The sequence below is a fragment of the Agrobacterium tumefaciens genome, assembly GCA_025559845.1.
Lineage (GTDB): Bacteria > Pseudomonadota > Alphaproteobacteria > Rhizobiales > Rhizobiaceae > Agrobacterium.
Genome location: CP048469.1, coordinates 1,505,344 through 1,524,035 on the forward strand (window position 1 = coordinate 1,505,344; position 18,692 = coordinate 1,524,035).

Annotated in this window: 17 protein-coding genes; 14 read left to right on the forward strand and 3 right to left on the reverse strand. The window is 58.8% G+C overall.

The window, feature by feature from the left end; all coding sequences use genetic code 11:
• Window positions 1–20 precede the first annotated feature (20 nt).
• The 4 genes from FY156_07660 to FY156_07675 all read left to right on the forward strand — a co-directional run bounded on the left by FY156_07660 (window position 21) and on the right by FY156_07675 (window position 4,370).
• A complete protein-coding gene (locus FY156_07660; protein ID UXS01362.1) occupies window positions 21–1,100 on the forward strand; it encodes an alpha/beta hydrolase in 1,080 nt (359 codons plus the stop codon).
• 131 nt (window positions 1,101–1,231) lie between these two features.
• The gene (locus FY156_07665; protein ID UXS01363.1) at window positions 1,232–2,425 is read left to right on the forward strand and encodes a cupin domain-containing protein; all 1,194 of its coding nucleotides are present in this window, start codon (window positions 1,232–1,234) and stop codon (window positions 2,423–2,425) included.
• Window positions 2,426–2,626: 201 nt separating this feature from the next.
• Window positions 2,627–3,403, forward strand: a complete 777-nt coding sequence (locus FY156_07670) for a polysaccharide deacetylase family protein (protein UXS01364.1) — start codon at window positions 2,627–2,629, stop codon at window positions 3,401–3,403.
• A gap of 208 nt (window positions 3,404–3,611) precedes the next feature.
• Window positions 3,612–4,370: a prephenate dehydrogenase gene (locus FY156_07675; protein UXS01365.1), complete on the forward strand. Its 759-nt coding sequence runs from the start codon at window positions 3,612–3,614 to the stop codon at window positions 4,368–4,370.
• A gap of 13 nt (window positions 4,371–4,383) precedes the next feature.
• On the opposite strand, the gene FY156_07680 is transcribed toward FY156_07675, so the two are convergent.
• Entirely contained in the window at window positions 4,384–4,938 is a 555-nt protein-coding gene (locus tag FY156_07680; GenBank protein UXS01366.1) for a GNAT family N-acetyltransferase, read from the reverse strand.
• A 249-nt stretch (window positions 4,939–5,187) separates the two neighbouring features.
• Here FY156_07680 and FY156_07685 point away from each other — a divergent pair, with 249 nt between their 5' ends.
• The 3 genes from FY156_07685 to FY156_07695 all read left to right on the forward strand — a co-directional run bounded on the left by FY156_07685 (window position 5,188) and on the right by FY156_07695 (window position 9,065).
• Complete coding sequence (locus FY156_07685) at window positions 5,188–6,714, forward strand: GAF domain-containing protein (GenBank protein UXS03074.1); 1,527 nt, start codon at window positions 5,188–5,190, stop codon at window positions 6,712–6,714.
• A gap of 3 nt (window positions 6,715–6,717) precedes the next feature.
• On the forward strand, window positions 6,718–7,083 hold the full coding sequence (locus tag FY156_07690) for a response regulator (GenBank protein ID UXS01367.1): 366 nt from the start codon (window positions 6,718–6,720) through the stop codon (window positions 7,081–7,083).
• Between the two features lie 227 nt (window positions 7,084–7,310).
• Window positions 7,311–9,065: a penicillin-binding protein 2 gene (locus FY156_07695; GenBank protein UXS01368.1), complete on the forward strand. Its 1,755-nt coding sequence runs from the start codon at window positions 7,311–7,313 to the stop codon at window positions 9,063–9,065.
• Here FY156_07695 and FY156_07700 read toward each other — a convergent pair.
• Window positions 9,059–9,676: a TetR/AcrR family transcriptional regulator gene (locus FY156_07700; GenBank protein ID UXS01369.1), complete on the reverse strand. Its 618-nt coding sequence runs from the start codon at window positions 9,674–9,676 to the stop codon at window positions 9,059–9,061. The two genes, FY156_07695 and FY156_07700, sit on opposite strands and share 7 nt — an antisense overlap.
• A gap of 261 nt (window positions 9,677–9,937) precedes the next feature.
• Here FY156_07700 and FY156_07705 point away from each other — a divergent pair, with 261 nt between their 5' ends.
• The 3 genes from FY156_07705 (at window position 9,938) to FY156_07715 (ending at window position 13,297) form a co-directional block, all read left to right on the forward strand.
• Window positions 9,938–11,314, forward strand: coding sequence for a hypothetical protein (locus FY156_07705; protein UXS01370.1), 1,377 nt, complete (start codon window positions 9,938–9,940; stop codon window positions 11,312–11,314).
• A 45-nt stretch (window positions 11,315–11,359) separates the two neighbouring features.
• On the forward strand, window positions 11,360–12,955 hold the full coding sequence (locus FY156_07710) for a hypothetical protein (protein ID UXS01371.1): 1,596 nt from the start codon (window positions 11,360–11,362) through the stop codon (window positions 12,953–12,955).
• A 93-nt stretch (window positions 12,956–13,048) separates the two neighbouring features.
• Window positions 13,049–13,297: a hypothetical protein gene (locus tag FY156_07715; protein UXS01372.1), complete on the forward strand. Its 249-nt coding sequence runs from the start codon at window positions 13,049–13,051 to the stop codon at window positions 13,295–13,297.
• Window positions 13,298–13,540: 243 nt separating this feature from the next.
• Here FY156_07715 and FY156_07720 read toward each other — a convergent pair whose 3' ends face one another.
• Entirely contained in the window at window positions 13,541–14,161 is a 621-nt protein-coding gene (locus tag FY156_07720; GenBank protein ID UXS01373.1) for a helix-turn-helix transcriptional regulator, read from the reverse strand.
• Window positions 14,162–14,331: 170 nt separating this feature from the next.
• On the opposite strand from FY156_07720, the gene FY156_07725 reads away from it, so the two are divergent.
• The 4 genes from FY156_07725 to FY156_07740 all read left to right on the forward strand — a co-directional run bounded on the left by FY156_07725 (window position 14,332) and on the right by FY156_07740 (window position 18,690).
• Window positions 14,332–14,748, forward strand: coding sequence for a hypothetical protein (locus tag FY156_07725; protein UXS01374.1), 417 nt, complete (start codon window positions 14,332–14,334; stop codon window positions 14,746–14,748).
• A gap of 221 nt (window positions 14,749–14,969) precedes the next feature.
• A complete protein-coding gene (locus FY156_07730; protein UXS01375.1) occupies window positions 14,970–15,179 on the forward strand; it encodes a hypothetical protein in 210 nt (69 codons plus the stop codon).
• Window positions 15,180–15,285: 106 nt separating this feature from the next.
• Window positions 15,286–16,047, forward strand: a complete 762-nt coding sequence (locus FY156_07735; protein UXS01376.1) for a helix-turn-helix domain-containing protein — start codon at window positions 15,286–15,288, stop codon at window positions 16,045–16,047.
• A 156-nt stretch (window positions 16,048–16,203) separates the two neighbouring features.
• Window positions 16,204–18,690: a hypothetical protein gene (locus FY156_07740; protein ID UXS01377.1), complete on the forward strand. Its 2,487-nt coding sequence runs from the start codon at window positions 16,204–16,206 to the stop codon at window positions 18,688–18,690.
• Window positions 18,691–18,692 lie beyond the last annotated feature (2 nt).

The window sequence follows — 18,692 nt, forward strand, 5'->3', positions numbered from 1 at the left end:
AACACGCAGGAGATGTCTCCATGACCAGACACGTCGAAACAATTGAAACCCTCAACACCAGCAGACGAAATCTGATGAAGACAACCGGCCTGACGGTCGCCGCATTGAGCATGGTAACCGTGGGTGGTCAGTCGGCGGCGGTGGCGCAGGACGCCACATGGGACAAGGTCTTTGCCAAGAGCGACCGTGTCGACCATCAGAAGGTTTCGTTCAGGAACCGCTACGGCATCACGCTCGCCGGTGACCTCTATTTGCCGAAAGACCGCGGCAGCGCACCGCTCGCAGGTCTCGTCATCAGTGGTCCGTTCGGCGCGGTCAAGGAACAGTCGTCCGGGCTCTATGCCCAGACAATGGCCGAGCGTGGCTTTGCGGCACTGGCCTTCGATCCGTCCTATACGGGCGAAAGCGGTGGTGAACCCCGCAACGTTGCCTCACCCGATATCAACACCGAGGATTTCAGTGCTGCGGTCGATTATCTTGGACTGCAGTCTTTCGTTGACCGCGAGCGTCTCGGTGTCATCGGCATCTGCGGCTGGGGCGGCATGGCGCTGAATGCGGTGGCCGTGGACAAGCGCGTCAAGGCCGTGGTGGCCAGCACGATGTACGACATGACCCGCGTCATGTCGAAAGGCTACAATGACAGCGTTACCCTTGAGCAGCGCACTCAGGCGCTTGAACAGATGAGCCGGCAGCGCTGGCAGGATGCGCAAAATGGCACGCCCGCCTACCAGCCACCCTATAACGAGCTGAAGGGTGGCGAGGCTCAGTTTCTCGTCGACTACCACGATTATTACATGACGCCGCGCGGCTACCATGCCCGAGCCGTCAACTCCGGAAACGCCTGGAGCCAGACGACGCCGCTGTCATTCATGAACATGCCGATCCTGACCTATATCGCCGAGATTTCACCGCGCCCGGTTCTCTTCGTCCACGGCGAAAAGGCGCATTCCCGCTATTTCAGCGAAACGGCCTTTGCCGCAGCGGCAGAACCGAAAGAGTTGCTGATCGTTCCCGGCGCCAATCACACCGATCTTTATGACCGGATGGACAAGATCCCGTTCGACCGGATCGCCGATTTCTTCGGCCAGCATCTGGCTTGAGACGGACAAAACAAATCACCGCTGAAACTCTGCGTCGCCGATGAACGGCGACGTCAATCCACACGTCACAGGCCCCGTTCGGCAGACGTTTCCTGCCGACCGCGCCTGTCTGCACGACAAAGGATACCGACATGAAAAACATTGCTGCAAGTTTCGCCATCTCCGCCCTCGCCGCCACTGGCGCCGAAGCACAGGAAGAACGCCGGCGGATTGCCCCACCGGCCGTCTATGACGTCGCACCCGGTCTCGGGCATTTCACCGACAACGTTCTCTTCGGTGAGGTCTGGGAACGGGCCGACCTCTCGCCGCGCGACCGCAGCCTGGTCACCGTTTCAGCACTGGTTTCGACAGGCAAGACCGCGCAGATTGCCGCCCATGTTGGCCGCGCGCTGGACAATGGCGTGAAGCCGGAAGAAATCGGCGAGATCATCACCCATCTCGGATTTTATTCCGGTTGGCCGAACGCCATCTCCGCAGTCACGGAAACCAAGAAGGTGTTCGATGAGCGCAGCATCGCGCCGGTGGAAAACAGCACCGGTCCGCGCATCGCACTGGAAGCCGCCGCAGAGGCAGCCCGCGCAAACACCGTCAACACCGCTGTGGCGCCGACAGCCGCAACGCTCGCAGACCTCACCAACCGCGTCCTCTTCGGCGATCTCTGGCAACGGCCCGATCTCTCCGCCCGCGACCGCAGTCTCATCACGGTTGCCGCGCTGATTGCACTCGGTCAGCCCGAACAATTGCCGTTCCACGCCAACCGGGCCATGGATAATGGCCTGTCACAGGCCGAAGCCTCGGAAGTGTTGAGCCATGTGGCTTTCTACGCCGGCTGGCCTCGCGCCATGTCGGCTGTGCCAGTGCTGAAGCAGGTGCTGGAAGGCAGGAACGCTACCCCGGCAAACGCTGAGAATGCCGATATCGAGATCACCCGCGCAGGAACCGGCATGATTGCGGCACCGGAGCAGTATTTCACCGGCAAGGTGGAAATCTCGAGCTTCTATCAGGCCGCGCAGCCGGCGCGTGTCGGCGGCGCAACCGTTTCCTTCACAGCGGGCGCACGCACCGCATGGCACACGCACCCTCTCGGTCAGACACTTTACATCCTGAGCGGCCGGGGCTGGGTGCAGAAGGAAGGTGAAGACGTCCAGGAAGTCACCACCGGTGACATTGTCTGGATACCGCCACTTGTCCGGCATTGGCACGGTGCCTCGGCAGGCGAAGCCATGAGCCATTTCGCCGTGGCGGAAGCACTGAACGGAAGCTCGGTAACCTGGATGGAGAAGGTGACGGACAGCGACTATGCATCCGGTGCGGCAACGGAGTGAACGTGCCCGCGGCGGTCGGACAAGGCATTGTCTGACCGCAGCACACGGCAGCATTCGCAGAACCGGAAAAGAGAAGGGGTAGCTCCCTGCCCTTTCTTCTCGACACGACCAATCCGTATCGTAGAAGTTTGTCGATGACATTGCGTCTCGCCGTCTGATTGTGGCACTCTCCACGCCATGGCGGCCTGGGAGATCGTGCGGATGCGGTTTGGTGACAGATTTCGAGCCCTTGTTGCTGCCGTGGCCTTTGCCGCGTTTTGCGCTCCATCGGCCAAGGCCGCCGAGCGAACCATCTATCTGACCTTCGATGACGGCCCGCTTCCCGGCACGGAAAATGTTCTGCAGGTGCTGTTCGAAGAAAACGTGCCGGCAACGATGTTCATGGTCGGCCTTCACGTTGAAACGCAAGACGGCGGCCGCGCTGTTCTGAAGGAAGCAAAATCGCTGGATGCCGTCGTCGTCGGCAATCACAGCTACAGCCACGCCCATAACCGTTACAGACAGTTCTATTCGAACAGCGATGGCGTCATTGCCGATTTCGAGAAGGCCAACGGCGTTCTCGGTCTGGCAAAGCCCACGCCTGCGAGATTACCGGGACGAAACGTGTTTCGGTTGCAGAACATCCATTCCGAAGACCTTTCGCTCGATGTGCGCGAATGGGGACAGGAATGGCTGGACTTCGAGCTGGTCAGCGAGGCCGGTTTCCGCCTGTTTGGCTGGGATCATGAATGGGTCCACTACAACGACGGCAAGCCTGTTCAATCCGCGAAGACACTGGTGAACGAGATCGACGCGCTCTTCGCGCATAACCGCTTCGTCACGCGCGGAAAGATGATCCTGCTGATGCACGACCAGATGTTTCAGGACAAGTTCGACGGAGAAAACAATCTTCGCACGGTGATCCGCGAATTGAAGAAACGCGGCTACAAGTTCGAAGATCTGACGACCTACGAACCGCAGGTCGTCGCAAGCGACTGAAAGGCCGGCATCACCACCCCCACAAAGCTTCGTTGACTTGCAGAATGCGGCTTGCTATTCGGCTCTCATGATGACCGTTACGACCTTTGCCGGCCTGTATTATGCGATGCTGAAATAGCGGCGGGTTCATCATATTGTTCAACCGCTGCCTGGCCAGCGGTTTGATTTAGACGGACGCCTCTGGCCGTGTGGCCTTTTCGAGGATGTCATGTCTGACGTTTCCCAAGAACTGCCCCTGATATCGCTGGGGATCATTGGCTTCGGTGCCTTCGGTCAACTGATTGCCGAACACCTTGGCCCGCATTTCGATATCCGCGTCTTTGACATCGCGCCGGATATCGCCCGCGCCGAAAGGCTCGGCGTATCGGTTGTTTCGCTTGAGGCAGCGGCGCAATGCGCCATCGTGGTGCTGGCCATGCCGGTCAGCAGAATGCGCGATGTGCTGATCGAAATTGCCCCGCATCTGAAGCCCGCAACGCTCGTGCTCGATGTCGGCAGTGTCAAGACCGGGCCCGCCGCCATGATGAAGGAACTGCTTCCCGACACCGTGGAGATTGTCGCGACGCATCCGCTGTTTGGACCGCAGAGTGCGAGAGGCGGCATTCGCGGGCTGCGGATCGCTGTCTGCCTGGTGCGTGGGCCTCACCTGCGCGTTGCCGCCTTCTTCCGCAGGCTTGGCCTTGATGTCATCATCACCACACCTGACGATCATGACCGCGATGCCGCGCAGGTTCAGGGGCTGACCCACCTTGTTGCCAACCTGCTTCTGCAGATGGACCTGAGACAGACACGCCTAACGACAAAAAGCTTCGATGCGCTGATGTCCGCTGTGGACATGGTTCGCCACGATGCACCGGAAGTGTTTCAGGCGATCCTCGGCGCAAATCCCTATGCCGGTGACATGATCAGGCAGTTCAAATCGGTCACCTCTGCTCTGGACATGCCATCGGCCCTGTCGCGACCGTGATGCGTACGCAATGCTACCGGCTGGTCGGGGTCGGACGGAAATCGACGGGAACCGTCCAGACCAGACCGTGCCACGGCTTTGACAGGTGCGTGATGGTGAAATCACGCGCTGCGTCGCGAACAAGGCCAAGCTTTCGCATCACGCTCTGCGAGCGCAGATTGGCTGCGCCGGTATAGGAGACAATGCCGGTCAGGCCGAGATCGGTGACGGCATGTGTCAGCGCCGCACCCGCACTTTCCGCCGCATACCCATTGCCCCATGCCGCGCGGTTGAACCGCCAGCCGACTTCGAAATGCGGACCGAGGGGATGCTCCCTCGCCATGCGCGGCATCACGCCACAATATCCGAGGAAATCGCCTTTACTGTCTTCGACCGCCCAGCGGGCAACGCCATGTTCAGCCAGTGCGGCCAGATAGCGGTCGAACTTGGCCTCGCTTTCCGCGTGATCGGCAGGCCCACCAAGGTCCTCCATCACCTCCCGGTCGGCATGCATCATCGCGAATGCGTGACGATGGCGATCTTCCAAACGGCATAATTGAAGGCGTTTCGTCACGATCATGTCTGCCATTCCCAGTTTATTCCTGCCTGAACCATCGCCCCTAACCAAGTTTCAAGACAGAGACATGAACAGGTCAGCCCGATATCAAGCAAAACAGCATTTCCTGGCAGTCAAAGACACGTTCTGTTGAGTACATCTTATGCCCGTCGCCAAGCCAAAACTGGCGGAGCACGGCCAATGCTGCGACCTCTTTAAATTCGCCACCAGAAGTGCCATTGTCCCATTTTCGCGACGTCCGACAATAGGCTTACAGTGTCGATTCCAGAATATGTTCAGAACAAAACGCGACTTGCTGCTCTCGACGACTTCGCCGTTCTCGACTCCCCGCCAGAACAGGGCTTTGACGACATCGTATCGCTTGCCTGTCTGATCTGCGAAACACCGGTTGCCCTAGTCAGTCTGGTTAGCGGCACACGGCAATGGTTCAAGGCCAAGGTCGGCTTCGAACCCTGCGAGACGGATCTGGACAGTTCAGTCTGCGCTTATGCCCTGGTCGAGAACGACTTGCTGGTCATTCCCGATCTCACGCAAGACCCGCGCACGAATAAAAACCCGCTAGTCACCGGTTCGCCGCATATTCGTTTCTACGCCGGCGCGCCGCTTCGCGACGAAGCGGGCAACGCGCTTGGCAGCCTTTGTGTCATCGACAACAAGCCGCGCCCGGAAGGGCTGAATGAGCAACAGGCCGAAGGTCTGCGCAATCTTGCCCGCCAGGTCATGACGCAACTGGAACTGAAACGTGCGATCAATGCCCGCAACGAGGCAATCACGCGGCAAAACGATCTCGATATTCAGAAGCGACTGACTGAAAACCAGTACAGAACGCTCTTCGACGCCATCGAGGACGGCTTCTGCATCGTCGAAATGAAATTCGATGGCGAACGGGCCGTGGATTATCGTTTTATCGAAATCAATCCCGCTTTTGCAGACCAGACGGGACTGGTGGACGCCCATGGCAAATGGATGCGCGATCTGGCACCCAACCACGAGGAACACTGGTTCGAGATTTACGGCCGCGTTGCGCTCACGGGTGAAACTGCACGCTTCGAACATTTCGCCAACGAACTTGAGGAACGCTGGTTCGACGTGCACGCCTTTCGCGTTGGCGATCCTTCGGAACTGCGCGTCGGCATTCTTTTTACCGACAACAGTGAGCGCAAGGCCGTAGCGCAGCTCAAGGCCAATGCCGACGAAGCCCAGAAGGTTCTCAACCACGAACTCAGCCATCGCATGAAAAATACCTTTGCGATGATACAGGCGATCGCAGCACAGACGCTTCGGCCCATTCCAGATCGTGAACCTGTCGATGCCTTCATGCAGAGACTGCACGCGCTGTCGACTGCCCACGACGTTCTCCTGCAACAGAATTGGGCCGAAGCCAAAATCGGCGATGTGGTTTCTGCCGTCCTCGGCGCGCTGGTCGATCCAAGCCGTTTTCGCCTTGATGGGCCAAGCGTCGACCTTGGAGCCCGCGCCACACTCTCCATCTCGCTGCTGTTGCACGAACTTGCCACCAATGCCCTGAAATATGGTGCTCTTTCCGTTGTGGAAGGCAGCGTATGCGTTCGCTGGGGTGTAGAGCGGCAGGAAGACGGCGCAGACGAGCTCGTTCTGTCATGGGACGAAGAAAACGGCCCTCCCGCCGTGGAACCGACCAGAAAGGGTTTTGGCTCGAAACTGATAAAAATGGGCCTCGTGGGAACCGGACAGGTTCGGCTGAGTTACGCTCCATCAGGCTTCAGTGCCGAATTCAAGGCACCGCTTGTTCAGGTACAGGCGGCGTAAGGTATGCCAATGTCAGCGCCCAAGATACTCGTCGTCGAGGACGAACCGCTGTTGCGAATGGCGGCCGTCGACATGATCGAGGCCGAGGGTTTCGAAGCGATCGAGGCTGCCGACGCGACGGAAGCGATTGCTATTCTCGAAACGCGACCGGATATCACCATCGTCTTTACCGATATCGACATGCCGCGTGGCATGGACGGCATGAAACTGGCGGCCCTTATCCGTGACCGCTGGCCGCCAATTCACCTGATTATCACCTCCGGTCACATGACCCCGGCACGGACAAGCCTGCCGGAAAACAGTGTCTTCTTTTCAAAGCCCTACAGGGAAAGAGACGTGATCGCCCAGATGCGGCGAATGGCGGCCTAGCGCTCCCAACCAGAAGTCCCCTTAGTCGATGATGGTTTCGGCCGATGCCTGGGAGGCAACGGACAGGCTCGTTGCGGCCTGCGACAAACAGCCATCTCGATCTAATGCAATTAAATTCGCATTAACGAGTGACTCGCATTATTAATGCTAATTGATTCGCATTAATAATGCCGGTGGTACCGAGTGATCGGATTTTGACTGCCCCGGAACACGGTCTCTGGAACTCAATGTCCCTGTCATCTCGCATCCTCTCCGCCCGCAGCCGATTTCATTTTGCCCAGCACAAACGCGGCGGCAGTTTTCGCCTTCCCGGCGCGGCGGTTTCAAGACGTAAGGAAACGCGCAAACGTCTTCTGGTGCTCATCAGCAGTTTCATCGCCATGTATGGCGTCATTGGGGCGCGGCTGGCGCAGTACGGTTTTGCGTCGTCGCAGACCACGGTGTCCATCGGCGGCCGGGGCACCTCCATGGCCTCCCGCCCCGACATTGTCGACCGCAACGGCGAACTGCTGGCGACCGACCTGAACATGGTATCGCTTTACGCCGAACCGCGACGGATCGTCGATGCCGACGAAGCCGTGGAAAAGCTTGCCTCAGTGCTGCCGGATATCGACTGGAGCGACATCCATAGACGGCTGCAATCGAAAACTGCTTTCCAGTGGCTGAAGCGCCAGCTCACGCCACGCCAGCAGGCCGACATTCTGGCGCTCGGCATTCCCGGCATCGGATTTCGCCCGGAAAAGCGCCGTTTTTACCCTGGCGGGCGCACGGCTGCGCACATTCTCGGCCACGTCAACGTGGACAATCAGGGGCTGGCAGGCATGGAGCGTTACATCGACCGCCAGGGATGGGCAGATCTGCGCGCGCTTGGAATGACATCAGACACCCCGCTAGCGCCGGTCAGGCTCTCCATAGACCTGCGCGTCCAGAACATCGTTCATGAGGTCGTGACCCGCTCGATGAGCGCCTATCAGGCGCAGGCCGCAGGCGCCATCGTTCTCGACGTCAACACGGGCGAAGTGCTGGCGATGGCATCCGTTCCCGATTACGACCCGAACGAACCCTCGCGCACCCTGGCGGATGGCACAATCGACAAGGAATACGAAAACGGCTGGCTGAACCGCATGAGCAATGCGACCTACGAGATGGGATCGACCTTCAAGAGCTTCACGCTGGCGATGGGACTGGATATGGGCAAGATCACCCTCAATTCCGTGCTCGATGCGACGAAACCACTGCGCATTGCCGGTTTCACCATTCATGATGACCATGGCCAGGGCAGACCTTTGACCGTGCCGGAAGTGTTTCAGTATTCATCGAACATCGGCACGGCAGCCATCGCCGCGATGGTCGACATGGACGATCACCGCGCATTTCTGACCCGCCTCGGCCTCCTGTCGAAAATGGACACGGAACTGCCCGAGGTTGCCACACCAAGCCAGCCGCGTGTCTGGAGAAAGGTCAATCAGGCGACAATTTCCTTCGGCCACGGCGTTGCGACAACGCCGATGCAGACAGCCATTGCCGGAGCGGCGCTGATCAACGGCGGCAAGCTCATTTCACCGACCTTCCTTGTTCGCCCACCGGCGGATATCGCCTCGAAGACGACTCAGGTGATCTCGCCGAAAACCAGCGCCGACATGCGTTTCCTGTTTCACTGGAACGGCGTGAAAGGCTCTGGCCGCAGCGCTCAGGTGCCGGGCTTCAATGTTGGAGGCAAGACCGGAACCGCCGACAAGGTCATCAACGGGCGTTATGCCGCCCACCTGAACTTCAACGCCTTTCTGGCCGGTTTCCCGATGGACAAGCCGCAATATGTCGTTCTGACCACGATTGACGCGCCGCTGACTGGCGAGAAAGGCGGCCGTCTCGCCGCTTATACCGCAGCTCCCATGGCCAAGGAGATCATCACCAGATCGGCAGCGCTTCTGGGCGTCAAACCTTCGTTCGGCGACGGCGACACCGCACTACTCAATTACTGAGGATCGTTCTCATAGAGGACGTAATCGCGGATCGACGGCTGGTTGGTGAAAGGATGCGTCATGGCCTGCGATGACAGGGCATTGCTGACCAGTTCGACCTGATAGGCCTTCGAGATCTGCTGGCCGGTAAAGAAGATTCGGTAGATGATCGGCGCCACGATCATGTCCATCAGGCGATCTGGGTCAGGCATCACCTCGCCGCGTCCCGCGCATCGATCGCAAAGGCAGACGAGGTTTTGAAAGGCATAACCGGCCGCCGTCTGCGCCACGCGCACATTGGTCAGCCGCTCCCGCAGGAGAACATGCCCCGGGCCGGAAGAAATATCGTCGACCAGTTGCTCCAGCCACAGCTCCAGATCGCTGCGGAAAGCCCCGGTGTCGCGCGGCACGCTATCCGGCAGGAAACGTTCGCTCGCCACGTCCTCAAGCAGCTTGGGCAGACTTTCCCATCTGCGATAGATCGTCGATGGCGGAACTTCGGCGCGCTCGGCGACAAGCGGTATCGTCAGCTCACGCTCCGGATTTTCAGCCATCAAGGCTCTCACAGCCTGATGGACAGCAATCTGTATACGTTCGCTGCGCCCGCCGGGCCGGATGAGTGTGCGCGCCATGTTCCAATTCCAGTGTCTGAACCGAAGTACCATAGGGTGCCGGAGCCGGAAACCCCTGCGCTGCAAAACCGCCGGGAGCTTCGGCCCGTGCTTTTCCTCCGCCACGTCACGGGCCAGAATGCCGGTCTTTCGGAACAGCATCGATATTGGCTACACCCTCCACAATCAGAAAATACACGTAAAACACGTATCAAGTTGTATATTTACAAGTCTTGGTGCTTGGCCTTAGATCGGATTCTCATCATCGCGCTGGGGAGCCAGATGAAATTTTCGATTCTTTTTGCAGCCTTTTTTTTCTCGTCCATCTCTGCGGCTCTGGCGGACTGTCCCGCCCCCGTCGACAGCAGCTTCGCGGCTGCAGCCCAGGCGAAGTTCGACTGTTCCAGTTCTCTGCCGCTGAAGGGGCATGAGACGGATCGGAAATTTCAGGTCCATTACGACTTCCCCAAGACCCTGCCAGATAATACCAAGCTGCCGTGGCTGAGCATCGATCCGCAGAAGGAACCGGCCGCCTATATGAAGGCGATCCTTGGTTATGTGACCAAGGTGAATGCCCGCCCGGATATCGACTGGCGCATCGAGGACAACAAGGAAGAGCAATGGTGCGATGCGCCGTGGTTCTTCATGTTGCGTGAACCGCTGCGCGGCATGACGACCGAGCGCTGGTCGCGTCCCAAAGAACTGCACGCACTACAGAAAGGCTGGGAGCGCAATTTCGCCGTCGGCATCTATAACGATGTCGCCTGTTACGGTTTCGGCCAGATCTGGGGCGATCCGGCCTTCCCGAAGACACGCGGTTTTGCCTTCGCGGAAGGTGCCGTTGCCGCCAAGATGCTGTTCACTACGGCCACGCCGCAGGACGTGCCCTATCTGGCAAATTCGAAGGAGTGGGAGGTTGCCGGCAAGAAGGACGGCGGTACCATGACGATGCGTCTTCTGCAACTCGACCTTTCGGTGAAAGACAAGCGCTCGCCGAACGGCTGGTTTTTCGGCACCTTCGTCTACAACGCCCTGCAACCCGGTGCGACGCCCTATGACCGGCTGGTGCCGGTGGGTCTGATCTGGGGCAGCGACCCAGCCCTGACTGCCAACGCCTATATGACCAAGGGTGCAACACCGACCGAAAGCTGGGTTAACCCGTTGATTGCGGAGCAATTTTACGCCCTTCCCCGCCAGCATCTCGGCCTTTTCGGCCGCGCCAACGGCCCGGTCGACAACCCCAAATCCGCCTGCATTACCTGCCATCAGGGCTCGCTGGATTGGGGTACGGCCGTTTTGCCAAAAAGCTGGCAGGCGAGCGAAGCGGCAAAACTGATGCCGGGCGCACCTTACGACCCTTATGATGATGCGGCTGTCACGGCCTATTTCCGCAATATCGGCACGAATTCGGCGGTGGCCGACACACAGGCCCTGGACTACGTGCTGCAGGTTTCAAAGGGCATTGCCGCGTTCCGCAACTGGGTTGCAACCGACTTTCCGGACCAGGCGGCAGCCACCACCGACGTACCACCCTACCCGTTCAAACCCCAGCCACCCGGCGCTTTTGTGCCGACAGACGAAATTTCGCCTGACCTGGCAGGGCCTGAAGGATGGGAAGAAAATGAACATGACACAACCGGTAAGCTTTTCCTTCGTTGAAGAAAGCTGATAGACAGGAATCTCATCTGTTTTCAGGCGCGACTTATGCTGTCCTTAAACGTCTTTGGCCGCTTTCAGATCGTTGATCAGTTTGGCACCGACTACAGCCCGAAAGGGCTGAAGGCGCGCGGCGTTTTCGCACTCCTGGCCATGTCGCAGGGCTATTCCCGCAACCGCGTCTGGTTGCAGGACAAGTTGTGGAGCGACCGCGATTCCAAGAAGGGATCGGACAGCCTGCGCCAGACGCTGGTGGAAATCCGCCGCACGCTCGGTCCCTACGAGGCCGCCCTCAAGACCGACCGTGAAAAGATCGCGCTCGACCCCGCGCAGTTTACCGTCACCTACAACCGGCCGGTCAGCGGTGAAGACTGGAACGACGAGCACAGCGCCTTTGCCGATCTCGATATTGCCGATGGCGAATTCGAGGACTGGATCAGAAATCTGCGCATGTCCTTTGCGGCGGAAACGACACCGCAAAATATACAACCTGTCAGGGCCGTGCACACGCCAACGCCGCCCAAACCGGCGATCTTTTTCCAGTGCCAGTCCGACAATCAGCCGGTGAGCGAACTGGTCATCACGCGGCTGATGACGCTGGCAACGACGTCGCTGCTCGACCGCGACGATTTCCAGATCTTCCCACAGACAACGCTGTTCGAAACCGGTGGCCGTGCCCCCGTCTCCGGCCTTTCCATTTCTGTGCGCGCCGTGACGATGGGCCTTGTCACCCACGTGGCCTTCGCCATCAATCATGCAGAAACGGGCCAGCTCTACTGGTCACGCACCGTTCCCATTCTCCTCGCCTCGGAAGAAGCCTTCGTTCAGGAGTGCGGCACGCTGGTGCAGGCCGTTCTTTCGACGTTCCGTGAGCGGAAGGACCAGCTTTCGATTTCCAACTCGGCCGCCATGCTGGCCGGTCATGCCCGCGATCTGATTTTCCGCTTCGACCGCACCAGCCTCAAGGATGCCGACACGCATCTGCGTTACGCCTATGATCGCGAACCGCGCCCGCAATATCTGGCCTGGCGCGCATTCCTGCGCAACATGGCGCAGTTCCAGCACCGCACCAGCGCCTTTCTGGAGGACAGCATCAGCTCGTCAGAACTGGTGCAGGAAGCACTGCGTCAGGAAGGCGGCAGCGCCAGCATTCTGGGCATCGGCGCTCACCTCGAATATCTGGGTGGCGGTTCGAGCCGTGGATCACTCAGAATGGCCGAACGCGCCGTCAGCCTCGATCCGCTCAACGCCGTCAACATCGCCATCCTCTCCAACACCGAACTGGTGCTCGACAAGCTGGAAGACAGCCGCCGCTCGGCCACGACGGCCCTGTCACTGACCGGCGGCGGTGAACATCGCGCTCTGGTGGAATTTTTCTGCTGCATGTCGGCCTCGGCACTCGGCGATTATCCGACCGCCATCGGCCATGCCGAGGTGGCGTTGATGCTGCGCCCGGCTTTCCGTGCGCCGCTTCGTTATCTCGTGGCGCTTTACAAGCAGATGGGCATGATTCCCGAGATGGAAAACGCCATTTTGCAACTGCGCCAGCTCGAGCCCGACTTCACGCCACAGCGCTTCCTTGACGACGATTACCCCGTCACGACCATGCGACGCATCCGACTTATCGAAACTATCGCAAGTTAAGTGCTTCAATTCACACGCAGCTCACGGTCGATTCACGCTGGAATCACGATAGCGGTCTAGTTGTACCTAATTGCAAAAAATCAGGGGCCGATCATGAGTGATACCAAAATTGTTTCAGATCATCTGAATGCCGCTTTGCTTGCCACCAAATCCGACAGGCCGTTTCTGGCCTATCTGATCCAGATGGCGCTGATTGAAGCCAAAACCGTACCCGAACAGGTGCACCAGAAGAACGAAGTCAACGAACTGAAAGACTACCTGTTCCCCTATGGCAGCACCGAGGAATTCCTGTCCAAGCCGCTGCAGTTCCGTGCACGCAGCCGCGTCGCTGGCTTCCTTTGAGACCATCACTACCCGCGGATCATGAGATTTTGTCCTGACTGCTCACGCAGTCAGGCCGCATTGCGTTTCGCTGCGGATTTTCCTTCGCAGGCCATGGCACTGCCCGCACTGGCACAATCCCACCGACCATAGCGACACTATGAATTCCGGGCCGCGCCAGCATTGTGCCGCCAGCATCACGCGCCTGTTCAGCGCTGAGGGCGAAAGCCCGTCATTCCCTCATGCCGAAACGAACGACGTGATTTACGGGATCACCGCAATGATGGGCGATGCCGCCAGAAGAACGACCTCTTCCGACTTGCCGGCCGGTGAGACAAGACTTGCCTCTCCCGTTTTGCGGGCCCGCTCCACCTTTGCCAGAACCTGCCTGCCATCCCTCAGACGGCAGATCGACAGCGCGCCGATTGCGGACGCATCGACCATGTCAGTCTGGCTGAACAACAGCACCGCATCGTCCCAGATCGCCAGCGCACCTGATGACGCGCGGATCTGCGCCGCGACGACCTGCCTGTTGTAATGACCGCCAACGGCAAGCTGCGCCTTCTCAACGACGGAGGCCGGCAAAGGTTTGGGCTCCGGCAACATCTCGATCACGCCACTTTCGTCGATCGTCGCAGCCAGAACGATGCGCGCCTGCGGCCCATCCGCCTCGGTCGTGATACCGGCATGTTTCATCACATCCGCCAGCGAAACACCCAGAAAACCGGCAATCTGCGTGGCCTCGTCCATCCGCATCCTGCGATGGCCGGAAAATGTACGGGAAACGGCGGAGGGATCGGAATCCATGTGTCGGGCCAGTGCACGAAGCGATTTGCCCGTATCTTTCAACCGGGCATGAAACCAGTCACCATCAATAGCCGCCATAAAAATCCCCTGGCACATCCGTATTGTTGTATATTTGTTGCAAAATTCACAACGATATGCAAGCGCCGCGCAAAATTGAATGAATTAGCAGCACGAGGTCTCGGGTTGAGTTGGTGCGAATTTTCCAACAATATTGAGACTCAGAGTTGGAAATATGAGGATCGCCCGCAATGCCGGTAAAGTACCTTCTATTTTCGATGGCCATTTTGTTTTTCGCATGTCTGGCCATCAAGACCGGGCTTGCAAATGATGAGACCGAGACGCTGCGCGTCCGGCTTGCGGTGATATTCGATAACGCCGACCCGGTTGCGGGAGACATGACGTGCAGCCCTAACAAGACCTGTCTTCTGCTGACGCACGAAAAGCCCGAACTTAAGCTGGAAATGACGGCCAGCCGGAAGCAAGGTCATCCGGTTGAATTGCATGTAATCTGCGAAGGCAAGTGTTCATTTGCCAACGAACGGTCACAGACCATACTCGGAAATGCTCGCAAATTTGAAGTCTTCAAAGGCGAGGCTGGCGTCGAAATCCCGCTGGTTCATAAACCGCGCGAGAGAATTGCCACCGTGTTGCTGGCCTTTGAGTAGCTCCGGTCATCGCAGCATCGGGGACACATTCGCCAGATAGCAGTCCTTCGACCTCTGTATCGGCAGTGCGCACCCGCGCTGCAGCCGTCCGCACGCATTTTCTTTGATCTCATGTTGCGCACTGTTGACGTTGCGATTATCACAACATATTGTTGACACACACAACGAATGGTTCGACCGTCCCTGTAATGATGAACCTGAACATGCGCCGGAGGGCTGACATGCGCGACAAGCCGCTTTCCATGCTGGAGCAGTCGGAACTGATCGAAGAGCTGATTGCTCGCTGCACGATGCGCAACGGCGCGTTTTCGCAGGAAACCGTTCTCGTCATCAACGGGCATACCGTGGATGACCTGGCGCATCTGGCAAGCCGGCTTCGGCGCATGTCGCATCATCAGACCAGGATCGAGAAAATGGTGATGGGCAAATGAGACATGCCCATTTCCACTCCGCGCCCCGGTCACAAGCAATCGCGCCTTACGCTGCCATTGGCTGAGCGAAGGCGTCCCCGCAGCAACAGATTATGGAAGGCAAGCCATGACCATCAGAGCACAACACCCCTCGCATGCCGCCCTCTCAGCACCGGAAACCACGATCCCGAACTGCAACTTTCCGTTTTTCGGCGACCAGTTGAGCCGGGAGCAGGCCCGCGACCTGTTTTTCTATGACAACGGCCGCCTGCTGTGGCGCGAAGGCTTACGCCGCCGGCGCCCCGATGCAGGGTCGGAATATTATCGCAAGAGCACCAGACAGGACCCGATCTGGGTCATTCTGCTCGGCGCGCGTGGTGAGCAGCGTTTCTACATGCGTCGCTATCTGGTCTGGAACTGGCATTTCGGTGAAACGGATCAGATTCTCGTCCCGCGTGATGGCGACCACCTGAATGACCGGATCGGCAATATCGGTTTTGCCGGGCGCCTGGCGAAACCGGAAATAAAGTCGACAGTGCCTGAAAGACCGCTGTTTGAAAGCCGCTACGGCGTCAACTGCCCGTGCTGCGACGCGCCGGTGCAAACCATGTCGGCCGATATTGCCACGCAGGTCTATGGCATTACCGAACAGCAATCGCGTATCCTGCGGGCCATCTGGAGCGGCAAGGGAAAACCCGTCCAGATGGAGCGCGTCTTCACCGAAATGTATCACGACGACCCCGAAGGCGGCCCCACGCAGGTCAAGATGTATGCGGCCTTCAAGGTGGCCCTGTCGCATCTGCGCAGCAAACTGAAAGGCTCCGGAATTTCGATTGTGACGGTTGGCTACCGTCAGGGCTACCGGCTGATCCTGCAGGACAAGGTGTGATTACCGACCGGGATCAACGGGCAACAGACCTTGCCGTCAGCAAGGAGAACGTGGAGGGAAATCCCGTCGCAAGCCCCTGAGAGTTTCAAAGACGACGCTCGTTTTGCGTCACCAATGTTGCGTTAATCACAACAATCAAGCAAGAGCAGCAACGTAATGTCCTCTGATGTCGAACGGTTACGCCGTGATGTTTCCTTATCCGCGACGGCAGAGAGCTACGGTTTCAGGCTGGAGCGCAACGGTCACGAGTTCCAGACCTGCTGCCCGTTCCATGCCGAAAACACGCCCTCCTTCACCATTTTCATGGGCCAGGATGGCGTGCAGCGTTTCCACTGCTTCGGCTGCGGCGAAAAGGGGGATGTCCTCGATTTCGTCCAGAAGATCAAAGGCGTCGCCCTACCCGAAGCGGTTCGTATCCTCGGCGGTGCGGATACCACCCGTGCCAATGCCAGGCTGCAAAAGCGCGATGCACCCGACCGCTATGACGGCATCACCCCGATAGACCCGCCGTTGCAGGCGCTGCATGCCGGACGCCGCGTGCAGCTTTATAACCCCAAGAGAAAGGGCCAGCGCAGCGAATGGGGCACCTTCGCGCCCGCAATGGTATTTCCCTATCGCCGCACCGATGGCTCCCTGCTGGGTTACGTGCTGCGCCATGATCTGCCCGGAGGCGCCAAGGAAACGCCGATGGTGATGTTTGTGCGGTTGCCGGATGGCAGGCAGACATGGTGCCGTTTCCCCTTCCCCAAGCCCCGGCCGCTCTACGGCCTGCATGAACTCGGCGATGCCCGTGAGGTCTATGTCGTCGAAGGTGAAAAATGCCGCGACAGGCTGCACAGGGCGACCGGCCTCACCGTCGTCTCATGGGCAGGCGGCACCCAGGGCGTCAAACACACCGACTGGTCGCCACTGGCCGGTCGCAAAGTCACCATCTGGCCGGATTTCGATGCGCCGGGCATGGCAACAGCCACGGAAATTACAACCGCTCTGACCGGGCTTGGCGTAGAAGCGCGCCATGTCGGACTGACCGAGATTGACGCAGCCTCCGAGATCGAAAGCTACGGTTTCGAAAACTGGCAGACAGGCGATTTTCCGAAAAAGGGTTGGGACTGTGCCGATGCGGTGGAGGCGGGCTGGGACCGCGATCAGCTCATCCGCTTCCTCAACACCACCATGCGGCCCATGACCCCGCTTGCCTCCCAACCTCAGGAAAAATCACCCTCCAGAACGGTGCCTCTCGGTGCTGATGGTATCGAGGCCATGCCCGACATGTTTCCAGGCCAGATGTATGGATCGGAAGTCTGGCTGGCGCGGGAATTTCACCACGAGATGAAGAAGGCCTGTGGCGGCCAGATCGTGCGCGCCGAGGGAAAATTCTGGGCTTTTGGCCCAACCGCCTGGCGGCCGATTTCCGACCAGAAGATCAGGCTTGCCATGCACGCGCTGGACGCCATCGGCATTGGCGCGAAAGAAACGCCGCTCAAGCTCGGCAAACGCATGATTGATGGCATCATCAACGAGCTGGGAACACGCGTCTCGGACGACGACTTCTTCAAAAGCCCTGTCGTTGGCATGAATGTGAAGAACTGCACCATCACCATCGACGACAAGGGAAAGGTGGATTGCCGTGCCCATGATCCGCAGGATCGCTTTCGCTTCACCATCAACGCCGAATATCACCTGCACACCGATAGCCATCCACCCGAGGGTTCTTTGCTGCACAGACTGCTTTACGGTGCCTTTCGCCATGATGCCGATGCCGCCGACAAGATCCACCTGATCTCCGAAATGCTGGGGGCAGCCGCCTTCGGCCTGGCGACGCGTGTAAAGCAGCCGAAGGCCTTCATCCTGCTCGGCGAAACCGCCAATAACGGCAAATCGACCATTGCCGCGCTGTTTCGCGCACTTTTGCCTGAAGGCGCCGTATCCTCGATCTCCCCGGCTTTCTTCAACGATGAAAAGCGCATCATCAACCTCGCAGGCAAGGCCGCCAACGTCGCAGACGAGCTGAGCGCTGCGGCTATTGCCGGAGAAGAATTCAAGGCGGCAGTGACCGGAAACCCGATTGAAGGCCGCAGTCTCTACAAGGATGTGGTCAGTTTTTCGCCACGCGCCCTGCACTGCTTCACCACCAACACCCTGCCGCGCTTCAACGGCGGTATCGATCGCGGTCTGCGGCGACGGCTTGTGGTCATGCAGTTCAACCGGTCGATCCCTGACAGTGAGGTCATCACCGATATTGCCGAACGCATTCAGGCAGAAGAGCTTGATCTGCTGCTCGGCTTTGCCGTTGCCGGTGCAATCCGCCTGAAAAAGAAGGGCAGCTACACCATTCCGGAAAGCTCGAAGGAAGCACTCAATGCCTGGCTGCTGCTCGACCCGCTCAATGAGTGGTTCGACATCCGCGTCGTGCCCGTCACGCACGAACCGCGTGGCGGCTGGCTGCGCACCAGCAAGCTTTTCGAAAACTTCAGGAACTGGGCCGTGGAACAGGGTTACAAGGAAAGCTTCCTGCCCCCGGTCAACACCTTCTCCCAGCGGCTGAAATCCATGCCGAATGTGCAGTTGAAACGTCTGAGTTCAGGCATGGTCGCGCAAGGCGTCACCATTGAAGACGTCACCCAATATGGTGATGTGTTCTGAAG

What these genes read in the sequence shown, in the direction of transcription:
- FY156_07660 (UXS01362.1), top strand. Translation starts at nt 21, where the DNA reads ATGACCAGACACGTCGAAACAATTGAAACCCTCAACACCAGCAGACGA.
- FY156_07665 (UXS01363.1), top strand. Translation starts at nt 1,232, where the DNA reads ATGAAAAACATTGCTGCAAGTTTCGCCATCTCCGCCCTCGCCGCCACT.
- FY156_07670 (UXS01364.1), top strand. Translation starts at nt 2,627, where the DNA reads ATGCGGTTTGGTGACAGATTTCGAGCCCTTGTTGCTGCCGTGGCCTTT.
- FY156_07675 (UXS01365.1), top strand. Translation starts at nt 3,612, where the DNA reads ATGTCTGACGTTTCCCAAGAACTGCCCCTGATATCGCTGGGGATCATT.
- FY156_07680 (UXS01366.1), bottom strand. Translation starts at nt 4,938, where the DNA reads ATGGCAGACATGATCGTGACGAAACGCCTTCAATTATGCCGTTTGGAA.
- FY156_07690 (UXS01367.1), top strand. Translation starts at nt 6,718, where the DNA reads ATGCCAATGTCAGCGCCCAAGATACTCGTCGTCGAGGACGAACCGCTG.
- FY156_07695 (UXS01368.1), top strand. Translation starts at nt 7,311, where the DNA reads ATGTCCCTGTCATCTCGCATCCTCTCCGCCCGCAGCCGATTTCATTTT.
- FY156_07700 (UXS01369.1), bottom strand. Translation starts at nt 9,676, where the DNA reads ATGGCGCGCACACTCATCCGGCCCGGCGGGCGCAGCGAACGTATACAG.
- FY156_07705 (UXS01370.1), top strand. Translation starts at nt 9,938, where the DNA reads ATGAAATTTTCGATTCTTTTTGCAGCCTTTTTTTTCTCGTCCATCTCT.
- FY156_07710 (UXS01371.1), top strand. Translation starts at nt 11,360, where the DNA reads ATGCTGTCCTTAAACGTCTTTGGCCGCTTTCAGATCGTTGATCAGTTT.
- FY156_07715 (UXS01372.1), top strand. Translation starts at nt 13,049, where the DNA reads ATGAGTGATACCAAAATTGTTTCAGATCATCTGAATGCCGCTTTGCTT.
- FY156_07720 (UXS01373.1), bottom strand. Translation starts at nt 14,161, where the DNA reads ATGGCGGCTATTGATGGTGACTGGTTTCATGCCCGGTTGAAAGATACG.
- FY156_07725 (UXS01374.1), top strand. Translation starts at nt 14,332, where the DNA reads ATGCCGGTAAAGTACCTTCTATTTTCGATGGCCATTTTGTTTTTCGCA.
- FY156_07730 (UXS01375.1), top strand. Translation starts at nt 14,970, where the DNA reads ATGCGCGACAAGCCGCTTTCCATGCTGGAGCAGTCGGAACTGATCGAA.
- FY156_07735 (UXS01376.1), top strand. Translation starts at nt 15,286, where the DNA reads ATGACCATCAGAGCACAACACCCCTCGCATGCCGCCCTCTCAGCACCG.
- FY156_07740 (UXS01377.1), top strand. Translation starts at nt 16,204, where the DNA reads ATGTCCTCTGATGTCGAACGGTTACGCCGTGATGTTTCCTTATCCGCG.